At 42.7% G+C, this 18,354-nt stretch carries 15 protein-coding genes; 10 read left to right on the top strand and 5 right to left on the bottom strand.

All coding sequences use genetic code 11. The annotated features are described in order from the left end of the window. Positions 1-16: 16 nt before the first annotated feature. Positions 17-454, bottom strand: coding sequence for a GtrA family protein (locus FO447_RS11020; RefSeq protein WP_153080216.1), 438 nt, complete (start codon positions 452-454; stop codon positions 17-19). 52 nt (positions 455-506) lie between these two features. Then, the gene (locus FO447_RS11015) at positions 507-1,487 is read right to left on the bottom strand and encodes an acyltransferase family protein (protein ID WP_200756358.1); all 981 of its coding nucleotides are present in this window, start codon (positions 1,485-1,487) and stop codon (positions 507-509) included. A 363-nt stretch (positions 1,488-1,850) separates the two neighbouring features. Between FO447_RS11015 and FO447_RS11010 the strand changes: the two genes are divergently transcribed. From FO447_RS11010 to FO447_RS11000, 3 genes are all read left to right on the top strand, one after another. Next, on the top strand, positions 1,851-3,272 hold the full coding sequence (locus tag FO447_RS11010) for an ATP-binding protein (RefSeq protein WP_200756356.1): 1,422 nt from the start codon (positions 1,851-1,853) through the stop codon (positions 3,270-3,272). A gap of 796 nt (positions 3,273-4,068) precedes the next feature. Next, on the top strand, positions 4,069-6,168 hold the full coding sequence (locus FO447_RS11005) for a hypothetical protein (RefSeq protein ID WP_200756354.1): 2,100 nt from the start codon (positions 4,069-4,071) through the stop codon (positions 6,166-6,168). 17 nt (positions 6,169-6,185) lie between these two features. Next, entirely contained in the window at positions 6,186-6,374 is a 189-nt protein-coding gene (locus FO447_RS11000) for a hypothetical protein (RefSeq protein WP_200756352.1), read from the top strand. Positions 6,375-6,525: 151 nt separating this feature from the next. On the opposite strand, the gene FO447_RS10995 is transcribed toward FO447_RS11000, so the two are convergent. Continuing rightward, positions 6,526-7,395, bottom strand: coding sequence for an Rpn family recombination-promoting nuclease/putative transposase (locus FO447_RS10995; protein ID WP_200756350.1), 870 nt, complete (start codon positions 7,393-7,395; stop codon positions 6,526-6,528). 957 nt (positions 7,396-8,352) lie between these two features. Between FO447_RS10995 and FO447_RS10990 the strand changes: the two genes are divergently transcribed. The 7 genes from FO447_RS10990 to FO447_RS10960 all read left to right on the top strand — a co-directional run bounded on the left by FO447_RS10990 (position 8,353) and on the right by FO447_RS10960 (position 16,619). Continuing rightward, complete coding sequence (locus tag FO447_RS10990) at positions 8,353-8,763, top strand: hypothetical protein (protein ID WP_200756348.1); 411 nt, start codon at positions 8,353-8,355, stop codon at positions 8,761-8,763. Continuing rightward, a complete protein-coding gene (gene tnpB / locus FO447_RS10985; protein WP_118189835.1) occupies positions 8,751-9,098 on the top strand; it encodes an IS66 family insertion sequence element accessory protein TnpB in 348 nt (115 codons plus the stop codon). Before FO447_RS10990 ends, tnpB begins: the two co-directional genes overlap by 13 nt. 101 nt (positions 9,099-9,199) lie before the next feature. Next, positions 9,200-10,780, top strand: a complete 1,581-nt coding sequence (tnpC, locus tag FO447_RS10980; protein ID WP_200756346.1) for an IS66 family transposase — start codon at positions 9,200-9,202, stop codon at positions 10,778-10,780. A 658-nt stretch (positions 10,781-11,438) separates the two neighbouring features. Continuing rightward, entirely contained in the window at positions 11,439-12,611 is a 1,173-nt protein-coding gene (locus FO447_RS10975) for an RHS repeat domain-containing protein (RefSeq protein ID WP_200756344.1), read from the top strand. Positions 12,612-12,728: 117 nt separating this feature from the next. Beyond that, positions 12,729-14,924 carry an SUMF1/EgtB/PvdO family nonheme iron enzyme gene (locus FO447_RS10970; protein WP_200756342.1) on the top strand — a complete coding sequence of 732 codons (2,196 nt, stop codon included), beginning with the start codon at positions 12,729-12,731 and terminating at the stop codon, positions 14,922-14,924. A 48-nt stretch (positions 14,925-14,972) separates the two neighbouring features. Then, positions 14,973-15,569 carry a hypothetical protein gene (locus FO447_RS10965; protein ID WP_200756337.1) on the top strand — a complete coding sequence of 199 codons (597 nt, stop codon included), beginning with the start codon at positions 14,973-14,975 and terminating at the stop codon, positions 15,567-15,569. Between the two features lie 27 nt (positions 15,570-15,596). Further along, positions 15,597-16,619, top strand: coding sequence for a hypothetical protein (locus FO447_RS10960; RefSeq protein WP_200756335.1), 1,023 nt, complete (start codon positions 15,597-15,599; stop codon positions 16,617-16,619). Positions 16,620-16,783: 164 nt separating this feature from the next. Here FO447_RS10960 and FO447_RS10955 read toward each other — a convergent pair whose 3' ends face one another. Both FO447_RS10955 and FO447_RS10950 read right to left on the bottom strand, forming a co-directional pair. Beyond that, positions 16,784-17,428, bottom strand: a complete 645-nt coding sequence (locus FO447_RS10955) for an HAD family hydrolase (RefSeq protein WP_200756333.1) — start codon at positions 17,426-17,428, stop codon at positions 16,784-16,786. A gap of 4 nt (positions 17,429-17,432) precedes the next feature. Next, entirely contained in the window at positions 17,433-18,335 is a 903-nt protein-coding gene (locus FO447_RS10950; protein ID WP_200756331.1) for a decaprenyl-phosphate phosphoribosyltransferase, read from the bottom strand. Positions 18,336-18,354 lie beyond the last annotated feature (19 nt).

Here is an 18,354-nt window from a genome sequence, read left to right as displayed (position 1 = left end):
TGTTTTGGGAATCCCCTTATTTCTTCAGGAAGAACCTTACCAGGAGGAAGTTTACCGGGATGCAGATGCAGAGGGTGGGTATCATAGCCAGCTGTTTGGCTAGACCCAAGCCTACGAAGAGGTTGAGGCAGAGGGTCTGCATCGAGTAGTTGACGATGTGGGAGAGGGTGAATCCTGCTCCGCGTTTGGCATTCGCCTTTACCTTGAAGGTATAGCGGGTACTGGCGATGAAATTGAAGATGAAACTCACGATGTAGGCGATGGTGTTGGCTGTGGTAGCCAGACTGTGGTCGCCCATGTTGGGGATGAAATGGGTCAGTGCCGGCATCATAGCCAGGTAGATGACATATTGCAGTACCGTAGCCAGTCCGCCTACGATTCCGAATCTGATGACTTCGCCCAGCTTCTCTCGCTTGGCATCATCCATATTATTTATCTTGTTTTTGATATTCATGTTGCAAAAGTACTTCAAAATCTCCAAATTACCAAATATATCGTGGTATTATTTATCTCAGCATCTTTCCTTTTCCGAAGAGATAAGCCAGATGGGTCTTCTCCATCATCTTGGCGATGCCGATGCTTCCGGCAATGGCGATGAAGATGGTAACGAGGGCAAAACAGATTTCGCTCCTGTCCCAGCTAAAGAGGGGATGATAGAACTTGGCTGCCATCGTAAAGATGGGGTGGAAGAGATAGATGGGCAGTGTGTTGCGGCCTATATATAATAAGGTGTCTTCTGTCTTTCGGACGCAGGCATTATCCTGTAGGCGTTTGATGAGGCTGTGTATCCACATCAGGGATGAAATGCAGCACCAGCAGGAGAAGACGATGGCGAGCGTGCCCCAGTCGTACCATTCTTCTAAGCCCAGCAAGTTGATCCAGAGCAGCAGGGCAACCGGTGAAGGACGGAATATCTTGTCAAAGCCGATATGGCATTGTCTGAGTACCACTCCGATGAAATAATAGGTGGCGGCACTGGGTGAAAGAGCGGGTGTCTTGGACAGGAGCAGGAGTAGGGTGGCGAAGATAAAGAGGCTTGTGGTGGTGCTCATCGTCGTTTTTCCCTGTCTGAGGGTTCCCCAGGTTGCTCCCTTGAAACTGACGTAATAGAGAATGCCGCAGATAATCATGGTCTGGATGAACCAATAGGGACCGATGGACGTAACGAATATCTTCTCACAAATCTGAGAGAGTGACAGTTCCGTGATGCCATCTCTCACCGGCATGAAATAGGAGAGGACAGAGAAACCGGTTACCATGATGACGTAAGGCAAAGCGAGACACATCAGGTATCTTCCCATCTCCTTTGGGCTTTTCTCGATATTCACGAGATAGCCCGTGATGATGAGGAAGGTAGGCATCATGAACGAGAGAATGCCTGCCTTGAGCTGGGGGTATGCGTTGCCGAAGCTCACGATATGAATCAATATCATGAGAATAATGAGGATGGCTCTTATCCAGTCGATGTCTGTATTCCTTTGTTTCATAATGAATATATTCAAAATCTTTACTTGTTGATGTTACAATTGGGGGCAAATATACATAAAATATTCTTTTCCTCAAAATCTTTTTGCCTAAAATTCCCCCAGATTCTCAAAATCTTGCCTGTGCAAGTCTTAAAGAACTGTATGGCACGGGCTGAAAGCTCAAAAGCTCTTAGCCCTGGGGGATAATAGCAATCAGCAAGGCATTCTATAGCCAAATCGAATGGAAATTGCTCGATTTGGCTATAGTATAACCTATTCTTTAGCCAAATCGAGTTAAAATTCATCGATTTGGCTATAGAATCCTTGTTTCTCTCGGATAATTATCTTATATTTGCACCATCATTAAAGTTAGATTTAAAAGGTATGGAGCAAATTATCGGACGAAAGAAAGAAATCGAGCTGTTGACAGAATATTATCATTCTGGCAAAGCTGAGTTTGTGGCTGTATATGGCAGGCGTCGTATCGGCAAGACTTATCTTGTGAGAAATCTCTTCCGTGATAAGTTTGCCTTTGATATGTCTGGGTCTATAGAGGCACCAGCTGAGGCGCAACTCTCTAATTTCGGGTTTGCGCTGAGGGAATATGGAGATTCCAAACAGCCTATTCCTACGAATTGGACAGAGGCTTTTGAGGCATTGAAACAGTTGTTAAAGGCAAAAATGAAAAGAGAACGACTCGTTGTTTTTATCGATGAACTACCATGCTTGGATACGCCGAAATCTGGTTTCCAACAGGCTTTTGAGCACTTTTGGAACGGATGGGCAGCTTACCAAAGTGAAATCATGCTTATCGTTTGTGGCAGTGCCACGTCGTGGATGATAGCCAATCTGATAGATAGTCATGGTGGGCTTCATAATAGGATAACGCACGAGATGTATCTTTCTCCTTTTACTCTTCGTGAGACGGAACTGATGCTACAAGCTTATGGATTCTCATGGACTCGCATTTCTATCCTTCAGATATATAGCATCCTTGGTGGGGTGCCTTATTATCTCAGTTTGTTGGATAAAAAGCAAGGTGTGGAAGGGAATGTCGACAGATTGTTTTTCTCATCCCACGCTGAACTGAAGCGAGAATATGGAAGACTATATTCGTCCTTGTTTAGAAATTCTGAGTCCTATATGCGTGTCATAGAGGTACTTGCCTCATGCAGACAAGGTATGGCCCGAAAGGAAATCATGGAGAAATTGAAGTTGAAATCGGGTGGAACTTTGACAAAGGTTCTTAGTGAATTGATAAATTGCGATTTTGTAAGAGGGTATAATACCAGGGATAAGAAGATAAAGCAGAAAGATCAAATCTTTCAGCTCACCGACCTCTATACATTATTTTATATGACGTTTTGCCATCCTGGTACGACGGACACGGAATATTGGACTCACTTGATGGGAAAACCTCGTCAAAATACTTGGTATGGCTTGGCTTTTGAGCGAGTTTGCATGTTGCATATTCCTCAAATCAAGCATTTCTTGGGGATAGACCAAATCCATACCGAGTATTATTCTTGGCGAAGTAAGGTTTCAAAGCCAGCTGCGCAAATCGACTTACTGATAGAACGTGCCGATAATCTCGTGAATCTATGTGAAATCAAGTATTCGCAGATGCCTTACACGATCACTAAGGAGGAGGATATGCGCATTCGTAATCGTATGGCTGATTTCGTGGCAGAAACAGGGATAAAAAGTGGCATTATCCCAACGATGATTACTACTTTTGGCGTGCGCCTTACACAGTATGCAGCCTTGGCTCAAGTACAAATTACAATGGACGACCTGTTCGTATAAACAAATGGTGCAGTGTCGTATCTCCATAACGCCTAACGGACTTGCAGCCAGCCATTGTTTGCCTTGACTTTTGGATAAAAGCTGTATTCTTGGAGGCGTATATAAACACCCAAAAAGATACATAATCTTTACAATCCTATCTTTCGAAAGAATGCGGAAGATTAAATCAAAACAGGCTAACAAATGTTACATATAGGGACAGCAAAACGAACATGCTGCCCCTTTTTTCTTATTGTTGGCATTACGCAAAATGGACTTTCGGGAGGCTCTGAGAGACGGAAAAGAGTGACTATCCGGCTACAAATGCTGCTCCGGATAACAGGAAGCCTAAATTGCTAATTTTTGTAAAACACCAGAGAAAAGCGACATTTTTATCGAAAAAATCCCTTTTAGTTGTCGCATTCCCCCACCAATGCGACACCTAAATGATAGGAATGCGACACCTAGGCATGGGAATGCGACACCTTATTTCAATTATTTTTTGTATATTTGCAGCATGATTGCTAGATTGGAGTCATGCCGGATTGCTGTCCGACATACCTGTTCATCATACAGACAAGCCTCTTATGTTTCCAGGAATCATCTTCGCTCTGATGATCCAATGGACATGATAGCGAAGCCTATCCCATCATAGAGGAAAGCTCCTGATCTTTGCGATAAACTGGCAAGCAGATATATAAGACAAAATATTAACATTAATCATTTAACAACAAAACGTGTATGAAAAAGAAACAATTACACAAATCGAATTGGCTCGTCACGATGCTGCTGCTCGTGATGGCTATCCTCATGCCTTATGGGGGGGGCATGGGCGCAAACTGCAAGTCAACCGTCAGAGGGTAACGGAAGTGAAGGCAGTCCTTACATTATCACCAAAGCTGAGGAATTGGCATGGTTCCGTGATGCGGTGAATGACGGGAATTATGAAATCTGCGCTAAGATAGCAGATAATGTTGAGGTCATTGACCTAAAGGACTTCTGCCATGCGGCTGATGCGTCTCAAAACTTAAAAGAACTAAGCTGGGAGCCTATTGGAAATAGTGATTGGAGTTACGTAGGTACTTTCGACGGAAATGGCAAGACCATCACCAACCTTTATATCAATGCAACCCAAGCATATATGGGGCTTTTCGGTAGAATCTATAAAAGCACAATCAAGAACCTAACCTTTGAGAATGCAAATGTGACAAATACGGAAAATGATATAGGAATTTTGGCTGGTTATGCAGGAAATGGAAACACCCTTCAAAATATCAAAATATCAAATACTTGCCAGATAAAAGGAGGTAATGACTTTACAGGCGGTATTGCAGGTTATCTTGATGGTAACGCCTACAACTGTGTGAACTACGCCACGGTACAAGGAACAGAAGATGTCGGCGGCCTAGTTGGCTATTTTGAGAGTGGAACCATCAAAGACTGTGCCAACTATGGCGATATAACAGGAACTTCAAATGTCGGAAACTTGATAGGCAATGCATATACATGCAATCTGAATAATGTGCTTGGCACTGGTAATGTTACTGCTACTAATACAAAGCCTGGCGGTATCCTTGTTGGAATCATCGAAAATTCATCCGGCAGCACTGCTTCTGGCATCTTGGCATACAGCAGTAGTGCTAAGCTTACCATCAATGGAACTGAGCAGGCAGGCGATGCCGTCAAGGCTATCGGAGATGGCTCATTGGCCTATCCTGAAGGCAAGAATGAAGCTGACGTGATCAAGGCATTTAACCCTGAACAGCTGAACAGCGGCGAGGTGGCATGGCTGCTGAATGGTTCCACATCTGTTCCTACCGAAGGAAGCACCTTGGCATGGTATCAGAAACTCTTGGGTGCTGATGCAGATGCTTATCCTGTGCTTGTTGCTGCAGAAGGCAATACAGTATATAATGGATCATTCCGTTACTGCGATGGAACGACTTCCTCATATAGCAACAGTTCTTCTGATAGTGAATTGATTCACGTAGCATCTGCCACTTTAACCAGTCCTGTGTTCGACTCAGCCAAGCACATCTATCACATGGGCTGCAGCAACGAGAGCTGCCCTGAGCATAAGTATGCAGCAGATGCAGATGGAACACTGAAGGCTACAAAGGCAGAAGATGGCAAGTTCTATGTTGAGGAACTGACCCTTACCGATGCTTCTACAGCCATCAACACCCAGGCTCAGTTCACGATTAAGGACCTGCAGTATAGCCGTCAGCTCAATGAGGGACAGAAGGGTTATGTAACACTCTGCCTTCCTTTCGATATCAATGCAGCTGATGTTGCTGGTGCAGAGAAGTGCTATCCTGTAGGAAATATGATGATTCACATGCCTTCAGCTGATGCAAGTGTATTGAAGTTCGTTCTTATGCTCGATGAGCAGTCAGTCATCAAGGCTGGTACACCAATGATTGTTAAGCTTGGTGCAGAGGGCACAGCTCAGAATTTGGTTGTAACGGCACACAATGTAGAGTACAACGCCAACTTCTTTGAAAATCCAGCAGCCAAGTCGCTGACTCTGAGAGACTGGGATGGCAAGAGTGGTTTTATGACTATCTGCCATGAACTGACAAATGCCTCAATAGGTGGTGTTTATACTACCACACCTATGGCAGAAGGAAGCTACAGTTTCCGTGCAGATGGTAAGTTTGGTATCCACACAGGTGATTTGTCTCCTTATCGCATATATCTGAACGTCCAGCCATCGCAGTCGGCTTCTTCACGTACCATGCTGTTCAGCATCGGTTTGCCTGATGACAGTTCTACCACTGGTATCCGCATCATCAGCTTAGGAGATGGCAAACAGACTGGTTCATCAGCCATTTATACCTTAGAGGGTCAGCGCGTAAAGGGAACACCTCGCAAGGGCATCTATATCAAGAATGGAAAGAAATTTAGTGTTAAATAATTAATCAACAAGGTATTATGAAAAAGAAAGAGTATATATCACCTGCAATTCAGGTATTTGAAATGAATACACCTTGCATCCTGCAAGCAAGTGGAGGAGAAACCGGTGGAGGAAGTACCGGAAGTGGAATATCGCAAGAAGAATGGGATAGTTGGGGTCCAGGCTTCGGCTCGAATGATCCGAAGTACCCAGGTGAGGGAGTGTAATTTTACGCTCCTGGTTCTAACATAAGTAAGGGCTGCAGACGGTAACAATGCCGTTTGCAGCCCTCGTTGTTTAAATGCCGGAAGATATTTCTTTCTCGCCTGGCATAGTCACTTATACTAAGAAAAAAGACTCGTGGATAATGTACATACACTACGGCTGAAGTTGCTTCAGCTGGTCTTCTGTTAATCCTGTAGCTTGTATGATTTGAGAACAAGACATACCCATAGCCAACAAGTTACGGGCAACTTCCAAACCTTTAGACAGTTCCCCCTCAGCACGACCTTCAGCACGACCTTTTTCCATACCTCTCTTCTCATCAAACTTTCTGGTGGCATATATATCACGCATATTCTTGATGTCCTCATCATAAAGCTCAAGTTCTTCTCGGGAAAGCTTGCGGAGGTCGCCTATCTCTGCCAACTTGCGGAAGACTGGATACTTCTCGCTGAATGGCATCTGTTCAAACATGTTCATATTCTTCATTATATAAATCCAACAATCAAATATATCCATACACTCTGCCTCCGTATGCTTGTCGAACAATGGCAGTTGGAGGTACACAATACGCATCCTGTCGGACACTCGCTGGCGTGTCTGCAAATCAGTAAGCACCAAGTCGGTACGAAACTTCTTTAGCATCGGACTCACCGATACAAAGTCCATGAAACACACCGTATAGACTGGAGCCAAATGATAGTCCCAGATTCCACGAATGCCCTGCTGCACAATGGCACGTGCCGTGTAATACAATGCTCTGTCGGCAAAGTATTCCTGTTCTTTCTTCTGCATCTCGACGATGACATGCTTGCCTTCGTTTGTGACGCAATAGACATCGAAGACTACACCACGGTCATCGGGGCGCAAGCCAAGTTTTTCGGTCTTGGCAAACGTCACATCGTTGATTACCAACTCGTCTTCAAACAGTCCGTTGAGGAATGTGATCAGACATTCTTTCGTGTCCTCGCTTCCAAAGATTCGCTTGAAAGCCCAATCGACACGTGGGTCTATAAATCTTGCCATCTTCTTACGTTTTATAAGGTCGTGGACGCAATATTGCAATTCTGCTGCGAAGATACACTTTTTTATTGAAACTGCCAAGAAATTATGGGATTTTCTTTTTTTAATAACTGTATGGTTGAAAAGTTTCTATGGTTGTACGCAAGTATATGAAGAAGAATACTCAAGTGGCTCAGTCAGCCAACTCAAGTGGTTCAATCAAGCAATTCAAGTAGTTCTGTCAGCGAGTTCAGACGTCTCAGTTAGCTGATGCAGACGTCTCGATAAGCTTACGGATACGTCTCCGTTAGCTTACGCAGTAATATCTGTAACCCGATGCAGTCATATTCGTAGCCCGATGCAGTCATATTCGTAACCCGATGCAGTCATATTCGTAACCCGATGCAGCCATATTCGTAACCCGACGCAGCCATATTTGTAACCCGATGCAGCCTTTATATGAACAAATTTTATGTAATCATCTATCATCCATCACGATTTGCATCTCTTACACATCTTGATATATTGATATACAGACACTTGTATGGCGTGATAGATACTTCAAAAACAGAAAAATCCATCACGCTATCCATCACGATTTGGGGGTATCCCTCACGATTTTCTCACTACACTCTACCAAATACTGCATATCAGTGTTGAAAGGCTTACGATGGATGGCAACAGAACTCTAGATATGGCCATCTATTAAGGTAGTCAACTAAAAATATGACTAAGTTTCAGGAAAGTCAACGTGAATTATAAATAAGTTTTAACCGAGTCAACTCGTCTTACAAATAAAACTAAAAGTGGTCAACTAAAATCGTTAAACCACAAAAGGTTACGGTTTCATGCTATGAAACATTTTATTTCATGCCATGAAACTGTTTGTTTCAAGCGGAGGTAAGCGGCTCCGCATTTATACCATTGTGGTCTCCTCATTTGTTCGTACCTTTGCACCATCATTTTAAAATCATACGAATTATGACAGCAAACGAACGTTTTGAGAAGGCTTGGGGGGCCTTCTTAGTCTATCTGAATCGAAACCCCAAGGCTCAACTTACTCCTTTCTTGAAGGAAAGACATATAAATCATCGCACCATGATGAACTGGATGTGCGAAAAAGGATATTCTGTTTTGCGTGCCAAAAAGGAAATCCGCCAAGCCCAGGAGGCAGCCCGCAGAGAAAAAGCAGAAGCATCTACATCAAGTACAGGCATGATGTTCGTGCCTATGGAACCTCCTACCATAGATCTGCCTATGGAAGACCTCCTTTATGGCATAAACATAACCTTTCCAAATGGAACTTTGGTTTCCGTTAAAAAAGGATGTGCCAAGTCTGTTATGGCGTTGATGAAACTTTATGAGAAGGAGGATGCAGTATGTTTGGATTGAATGAGAGTACCCAGTACTATGTCTGCCAGAGATACGTACGAATGAACATGGGCATAAACGGCTTGTATCAGATAGTGAGAACGGAAATGGAACTTCCGCCACTTGGTGGTGCGGTCTTCATCTTCTTCTCCAAGAACCGCCAGCAGGTAAAAATGCTAAAATGGGATGGCGATGGTTTCTTGCTGTACCAGAAACGACTGGAGCGAGGAACCTTTGAATTGCCATTCTTTGATCCCAAGAACAAACAGTGCAAAATGCCGTACAGGACACTATCGGCCATCATGAGCGGAATTTGCCTAAAAAGTATGAAATATAGGAAGAGACTTAACCTATAGTCGCAATACATTGACTCTAACATATTGTATGTCAATAAGATAGTAAAAATAAATATGTAAAAACGCTTGCATATCTCGATATTTTTTCGTACCTTTGCACTATGACAAAGGACGAAATCATAGTACTTTTGAAGGAGCAGCTTCAGCTTGCCAACGAGCAGCTTCAGCAAGCCCATGCTACAGTGAGTTCACTGACTCTACAGGTCGGTGAACTCATTGAGCGTATAAAGTCTTTAGAAGAACAACTCGTCCAGAAAGGAATCGCCATAGATAAAGCGAACCGTCAGAACAAGGCACTCGGCAAGCTTGTTTCAGGCAAGAAGTCGGAACGCCAGGATAAGAATCCACAAGATTCGATGCCCCAGGAGGAATTTGACAAGAAGCAAAAAGAGCAGGCCGAAAAGAGAAAGGCACGCAAGAACAATGGTGCCAAGCGCGACATGCATTGCGAGATGGAAGAGGTGCATGTTACGATAGACCCTGAAATGGATGCGGAGCTTTTGAAGAAGTTGCGTATCTATGGCACCCGCACCTGTGTACGCTACAGCATGGAACCTATCAAGTTCATCAAGACAGTATATCACATCAATACTTATACGGATGGAAATGTCCTGTATCCGGGGAAGACTCCTCCGGCTTTACTTCTGAACTCTTCCTATACATCTTCTTTTGCTGCAGGTCTCCTGCAGTTGCGATACATCTATTCCATGCCGGTGGAGCGAATCATCAAATACTTTGCCGACAATGGGTTTACGTTAAGGAAGGCCACGGCAAATAAACTGATAGCCAGAAGTGCAGATGTACTTGAAAACATCTATAAGGCTATCAGGCAGACAGTATTGCAGCAGGATTATGTTACGGCAGATGAAACTTATCATAAAGTGCTGCTGGCAAAGATAAAACCTACAGACAAGGGATCGAAGAAAGGCTACCTGTGGGCAGTAAGTGCACCTAAGCTGGGACTTGTTTTCTTTGTATATGAGGATGGTTCACGTTCTGAGGAAGTCATACTTGATGTATTCTCAGATTATAAAGGTACCATACAGAGTGAGGCATATGCTCCTTACCGGAAACTGGAGTCGGATGTTTATCCTGACATTATGAGGATCGCCTGCCTGCAACATATAAAGAGAAACTTCATCGACTGCGGCAAGGAGGACAAGGATGCACAGGAAGTCGTAGACTTGATCAACAAGTTTTATCAAAAAGATAAGAAGCATAAGGTTGGCGTAAAAGGATGGACTGTGGAGGACCATCTGGCCTATCGGCAGTCATATGCACCAGACATTTTGCAGGATTTATCAGAGAAACTGGAGGAAATATCTTCCAGGAAGGATCTGCTGCCCAAGTCTACCTTGGCGCAGGCGGTTGGTTATGCCCTTAATGAATATAATGCCATTTGTGACATCTTCAAAAGAGGTGATACGGCTCTAGACAACAACTACATTGAGAGAATCCAGAGATACATATCGTTATCAAGAAGAAACTCTATGTTCTTCGGTTCGCACGAAGGAGCAAGACGGGGAGCTATCCTATATTCTATAGCTATCTCATGCAAGTTGAATGGCATCAATCTGTTTGAATACATTAGCGATGTCATAGAAAAGACCATTGAATGGCAACCGAATACCCCATTGGAGAAATATAGAGACTTACTTCCTGACCGATGGAAAAAGCAGTAGCAGCATTTGTTTAATCAGCTGTTACTGCTTTTTTTGAATTATGCAAGGTATAAACGCGGAGACGCTTACAAGCGGAGAAACACTTTATTTCATCCTGTGAAACGAACCGACACGTCTCGTGCCTGCTTTCGTCCATCTGCAAAGGATTTTGCTTTACTCGTAAATAAATTCGGTTACTTCTGCATAATGATTAGCAGAAAAACGTGATAGATAACCCCAAATCGTGAGGGATAGCGTGATGGATATTGTAAACTTTTTGTCAATCTATCACGCTAAGTAAAAGAGACAACAGCCTTATTATCAAATAGTTAAAGTTTTGGAAAACAGAAAACGTGATGGATGTGAGGGATAAAACAGATTTTAAACTAAAAAAATGAAGGTGTATTATGGACTTATGACCCACCCTCTCGATAGACAGACCTTGTATCTACACAAAATACAAGAAAAATACATGAAAAGCATAAAAAATGTATTCAAAAGTTTTGTGGTTTCGATAAATCTTTCTATATTTGCACCGATTCTTAGTGTTGGTGCAGTTTAAAGTTGCAATGATTATGACCAATCATGCGTATGTCATACGACAGACTGGTTCACGCTTTTTTGTATTTTGGCTCTTGGAGTAATGATGCTTTTTTAATAACTTAATAAAAAACTAACTATGAACAAGAAAGTATTTAGTTTATGCCTTGGAGCAGTCTTGCTTCTTTTGGCATCATGTAGTGGAGGTTATTCCTCTAAAGAGATTGATGGTGTGGAGTTTACAGGTGAAGGCGTGTTTGGTGATGTGCCTTACATTTGTATGGATTTCCTGAAAGAGTTTAATGAGTCTTTTAAAGCAAAAGTTTTAGACGGTAGTGTGACTGAGGCAGAAAGAGAAGAACTTAGAGAGGATTGCCGTAGCCGATATGAAGAAATCAAGAAGAAAGAAATCGTAAATGTACCGTTTGAACTTCATATCAATGGTAAGGTAGTGCTCAACAGCGAATTAAAGCTTAAATTGAAGGATTACGACCCAATAATTTCCGAATGTTACGCTTTTTATACTGTGGAATATCCTGAAGAGTATCATAGCTTGGTAACCAGAGATCAGGTGCTTTATACTTTGTTGTTAGATAAAGATGATCAAATTTTGTTAGTTTATAACGGGTCTCTTGTAAGAATTGATATAGGAAAATCTGACCCTTATGTCAAACCTTTTAATTGGGATGCCCTTTTGAAAGATAATCAGGCACGCGATCGTATGGTAAAAGTCCTTTTTGTGGATGAGGATGAGTATGTAAAACTTATGAACAAGCAAGGCTTGGAGGCAAGTAAAAAGGCTGATGCTGGAATTGGATGCCTTTCTGCATTCGACTTGAAGGGTAATGTAAAGATGTGCTTAGAAAAGAACGAGATGGGCGAAAGCCGTAAGTTGGAGTTTGACAATATGGGTAAGTTGATTACGTGTGATGGCAATCCTGTTCAGAACATCTATTCCAAGATGAAGTTTGATGACAATGGCCGTTTGGTCTCGGCTGTACGTGAAGAAAATTATAGTATAATAGAAACTACGTACGAATATGATTCTAAAACTGGTCATCTGATAAAGCAGAAAGATGTAGACCCAGAAGGTCAGATGGTAACTACCTATACATACGATGAGAATGGCTTGGTTACCAAGAAACAGGAAGTAGGAGAGTTTACGGAAATGGGGGCAGAAGAGCCTATGAAACTGAATCGCACCTCGATATACACTTATCCTTCAATAGATGCCCAAGGCAACTGGACTAAACGACAGGTTGAGAGTGAAGGGGCGATGATAACTGAGGTTAGAAGCATTAGTTACTTTTAGATTAATCCTGCAAGGGCAAGTTAAAGTAAACTCTACTTATATCAGATGTTGTGATGAAAACCATTGTTTGATAGAAACATAGGAAGATTTTTGTATAATTCATTAAAATATAATATAATGAAGAGATATTTGTTGCTAACTATATTTGCTGTTCTCGCCTTGTTCCCGAGTAAGGCTCAGTATTCCTTGTCTTATAAATTTCACAATGGAGTAACCTTCAACTATGCCCGGAAAGATTATGACTATAGGTTGGGAATAAAGTTTCATGGAATAAAGGAATCGCAATATCCGAAGGTGGACTATAAGATGGTTCTGAAGATATGGAACGACCCAGATATGAAGAACCTGTTCTTCTCTGATGTCTATACTTTTCCGGCTATGCCTGATACCACTACTTTGTTGATTCATTATGAGGATATGGAGGCTAGTATGAGAAAATATTATGGTGCCAACTATTACGGTCCCGTCAAACTGTATTATAGCTTGGATGTTTATAAGGGAGAAACTAATGCCGACACAGATGATAAGTATCCTAAGGTAAATATAGATGGAAAGGCTTTTAGAAGTAAATACCACTTCTCCCCTAAAACAGATAAGCGGGAAGAGGCATTTAGTTTTAAGTATTGGTATGTCTTTCCTATGACGCATCATACTCCTCCTACATTGACGGTTTCTTATACTCCTTTCTTGCCAAAAATTGGAAATGAAAATGGTTTTGAGGATTTTGAAAGTCCTACAAGCTTGCAAAACTTTACGGTAAGTGTGAAATTGTATCGTGATAAGGATAGAAAATATCCAGTCAAATTCTATCTGTATTCCAAGCAGAAGAGCGTAGGCGCTCTTCCTGAGGTAGGGGTAGATAAGCCCGATGATAATTGCTTAGCTCCTGGCGAAACAGTCTTTGAAACATCGAGTATAGAGAGGAAATGTCAGAATTGGAATCGTTTTTCTCTTGTCAGAATGGCTGATGGTTTTCTTAATCACGTAGGTAATAGAGAGGCTTTACTGGCTGGTAAGAATGTTGGTGATAGAGATACGATTTATTTCTTTACGGATATATATAATGAAAAAGGAGAATGCATTAATTTCTGTGAATATCCCATATTGTATTGGCATGTTGTTACTGCAATGAACAAGGAAAGTGCCTGTTGGCATGTTTGGAAAAGAGTGCCTAATGAAGAGGTTAATGGTGGCATTCATGTCGGGAAATGCTTGTTGAGGCATGCTTATTTTTCAAAGTGGAAATGCAGGAAATGTCAAAAAGAAAAGAAGTCTAAGAAGGCTATACCTTATGGACGCATTTACCGAGATCCGAATTGTAAAGATAAAGACGAGAGCGTTTCTCCGACAGAAACCGAAAATTCAGAGTCTTCATTCATCGGCTATGAGGAAGATCAAGAAGAGAAAGAACTTGCGCCTGTCAACGGCATAGAAGTCAAGGAACTGGTAAAGAAACTTTATGAGGTAAATTATGAATCGGGAGATCGTAGATATCTTGGTGAGCATAGCAATATCTTGTGGTATGGTGCCCCTGCTCCTTGTCCACATCATGACATGAAGAAGGTTTCAGGTATAATGAGCAAGTGCTCTAAGTGTGGCATTGTAGATTATAGCGATACTTATATAGATAGGTATGAAATTCTAGATGCAGATGCTTGCGAAAAAACACTTACCTTGGATGTAAACGGTGTGAAATTGACAATGCAGAGATACCTGAATGAAACAGGCGATGCGATGTATGTTGCCGAAACTGAAACGACAGAGGGATTATGGGCTGCGGTTTATCCAAATAATTGGTATCAATGGAAAAAGGACAGCGACTTTCCTGCAGCTCAACTTCCTTTCGAAAGTGTCATGATGTTCGTCAATACGCTTAACCATTATGCAGAGGTTAAAAAATGGCCGTTGCGTTTTAAAATACCTAATATTGCAGAATGGCATGAGGTTTATAGCGGGGGGAATAATGATAAACGTAAAATGGGATGGACGGCAGACAACAGTTTCAACGTTTTGCACCCTATAAAAAGCTATCCTAAGGCTGTTCCTGATGAGAATGGTTTGTATGATATGTATGGTGGCGTAGCAGAGATGTGTGCTGATTGGAGGAAGGTGACGGAGGATAAAGCCAAACAGTATGAGGCTCTAGACCCACGTGCATTGATGACGAAAAATGTTGAGATGTCTGTTGCTGGTATGGGGTATATGGATGCCACCTCTGATATGGAGGGTGATGAAGAGCGATGGATAGATTTAAGTGTAGGTGACTCGAATGTAGGCTTCCGCCTCTTTGCGACTCCTTTGAAGAAATATTAACTTTAAAATAGAAACGATATGAAGATAAAGAATTTATTGAAAACGTTAATGGCTTTATTGTTTACAGTGTTGCCAAGTATTGTTAGTGCACAGGGAGATTTAGCTCTGTTTGACCTGAAGGGCAAGGTAAAGCAATGTACATGGGTGAATCATAAGGCAGGTTGTTTGCAGAAAGGATTTTCTAAAACTGCGAATAAGGAGGTTATTACTTTCTCTCAAGCTGGGCGTTGCCAAAAATGGAACGATATTCTGTTTGCAGCGCAAGGTAGAAGTGGCAACGCTCTTCACAATGAAATAAAACGAGATGCAAAGGGAAGAACTGTTTATGGCTCGTTGTATAATGGCTTCTATGCGCCAGGTTCGGGTGAAGAGACTTTCGGGTATGATGCCAAGGGCAAACTGGCTAAGTTCACGTATGAGGATGCTGGTGCGATGGTGGAAACTACATTCGAGTATGATGCCGAAGGCAAAATGTCTTCTTCAATTTCTTCTATAGAGGACATGATGGAAGATAATACTTCTAAAATCAGCGTAACTTATCAAGTGCAGAATACGGATGCCAAGGGTAATTGGATCAAGCGTTTGGCAAAACCTTCGGCAGGTGCATCATGGATAGAGTTCAGAACCATTGTTTATTATCAATAACATTCACTCATTTAAAAGCATTCAATTATGAAACAGATGATGTTTTCTAAATCCTTTGCTGCTAAGATAGCAACGATGGCATTGTTCTTGGGGATGGCGCAAGGCGTCTCTGCACAACAGTTTACTGCAAAGATTCCAGCGACTAATCGTTTTGTCAAAATAACCTCCGATGGTGTTAATGTGCGTAGATTGCCTAATGCCACGAGTGGGAAAGTGATGACTTGGAATTCGGATGGTGGCTCTATTGATACCTATACTAAGATATATTTCTCTGACACTGAGGGAAAGCTGTACCGTGCCAACTCGATGACAGGTGCTTATGTAGAGCCTTTTCATCCTGCCAAAAATAGCTATTTGCCAGTTGCTGCAAATCAGTTGGATTCTCAGAATGGGTGGTATAATGTACTTGTTACAGCTGGGGAATATGCCGGAAATCCGGGACAGGCTAATGCTAAATTTGCTTGGGTAAAGGGTGATTTCTGTAAGGTTGTGGATGTTGATCGTAATGCAGACCCATTGACTTCTCTTACTGTTCCAACAACTAAGTTCTGGGATGGAGAAAATGATAGAATGGCTTACGGACAAAAAATCCAGTTCTCTCATGTTTATCGACGTCCCGATGGAATAAAGGTTATAGCTAAGGCTGACAATGAGAACAATATGGTTTCGGTTTGCATACCTTTCATTGTCAATAACTATGTGTTGGTGGCTCGTGCCAATGTGGAAGTTGAGCTTAGACCTAATATGAAAGGTGTTTTCTCTGGTGCTCTTGTGAAACTGGAAAATGATATGGGTGATGAAGAATTGGTATTCAAGGCGTATGTGAAAAGCAAAGACAATATGTTGGGTAAAGCTGCACAGCAAATAGAATGCGCCCCTTCTATCATTCTTACCAAACTCTTGGCAGTGATGTGCCCTAATGGAGTCATCCCAACTGATGAGGTCTATTTTATGGGTAAAGATGGCAAATGTTACGAGATTAGTTACAATGCTAATGTTACGGGTGCAGGCAATGCCTTCCAAGTGAAAACTCTTTCTTTCGGTAAGTAAATATAATATCATCTTTAGCCAAACCGAGTTGAAAATCATCGGTTTGGCTAAATTATTTTTTTTTATTTGTTTTATAATAAATAATATGTTGTAAATCAGTTAGTTGATATACTTGATACGGCGTTTCGCCGTACATGGGTAGTTGGCAAGATACAGGCTCGTTTCTAGATTCTGAAGGGCTTGTAATGTCCTTTGTTGGCGAAGGCGAGCATCTCCTTGTCGCCTCGGCTGTCGCCAAATGCCTCAATATCATATTGCGTGCGGTCGAAAGATAACGAGGGGGTACCGTAGGCATTGGCGGTAGTGGTGGTCAGTGCCTCGCAGATGCGATGTACCTTTTCCTCGCCATAACAGTTGTTGCTCTTGAACTTGCCGGTAAGTCTCCCGTCAATCACTTCTATCTGGGTGCCTAAAACCCTGACTCCATCCAGGCCGCGAACTTTAAAGAACGGGCGGACCCAATTGTCGATGCTGGCACTCACGATGAAAACCTGAGCACCTGCAACCAGGGCTTCGTGTACCAGCGTAACACCTTTGGGGCGCAACAGATGCTGGTATTCTTCGGCAAAATCGCGGCAGAGCGCATCAAACTTCTCGATACGCATGCCGGCAAAAAGATGGGCAAAGATGAGTTGCTTCGCCTTCCAGTTGGGAAAGAGATGCAGCTTCATCAGTACCAGGAGCGGACTGTACATCAGGAAAACCATCAGAAAACGACCGGTACCCTTGGCATATCTGATGAATTCCAGCAGGGTATCGCTTGTTGTCAGCGTTCCGTCGAAATCGAAACAATATAATTTTTTCTTCATTTTCTTATACGATATAAATAAGGATCAGGAAGGAGAGCAACCAGGCGAGCACGATAAACTGGGTGATGCGGTCGCGCAGGATAATCTTCGTAGGGTCACCACTCTTCTGGTCTACCACAGCTATCTGGATGTATCTCAGCAAACCTACCAGCACAAAGACACTCGTAAGATAGAGATAATCAGTATGGAAATTATCAATCACCTCCGGACTCACCGTATACATGATGTAACATACCAGGGTTACGGAAGCCGTAATCGTGATAGCCTGGTTGATGAAAGTGAGGTTGTAACGGATGGTATTCTTGCGGGGAGCCTCGCCCGTCTTCTCCATGCGCAGCACATCATCGCGGCGCTTGGCAAAACTCATGAAGAGGGTGATGAGGAAGGTCATCAGCACAATCCACTTACTGAGTACGATGCCCGTAGCTACACCACCTGCCAGCAGACGGAGTACGAAACCGAAAGCCACGATACACACATCGATGATGGCATATTGCTTGAATTTGGCGCAGTAGCCGAGATTCAGAAACCAATAGAAGATGATGATTCCCATTGTCTCCCATGATCCGAGCAGGCTGCATATACCCATAGAGAGGGCAAACATCAGGAACATCAGTCCGTATGCCTGTTTGATGCTGACCGCTCCCGATGCTATCGGACGATGGCACTTGACCGGGTGGCGGCGGTCGGCCTCCACATCATAGATATCGTTGAAACAATAGATGCTCGATGCGGCAAAACTGTAGGCGAAGAAAGTAATCAGACCCGCCAGCAGAGCATCTGTATGCAACAGGGCGCCGCCAAAGAACAGCGGTAAGAAGATAAAGCCATTCTTGATCCATTGCTTCGGGCGAACCAGTCGCAGCAGCGCAGCAAAACCTTTACTGTCTTCTTTATTCTCGTTCATAAAACTCCTATTTTTCTTA

It is taken from the genome of Segatella copri, assembly GCF_015074785.1.
Taxonomy (GTDB): Bacteria; Bacteroidota; Bacteroidia; order Bacteroidales; family Bacteroidaceae; genus Prevotella.
This window is presented reverse-complemented; position numbering and strand designations above follow the sequence as displayed.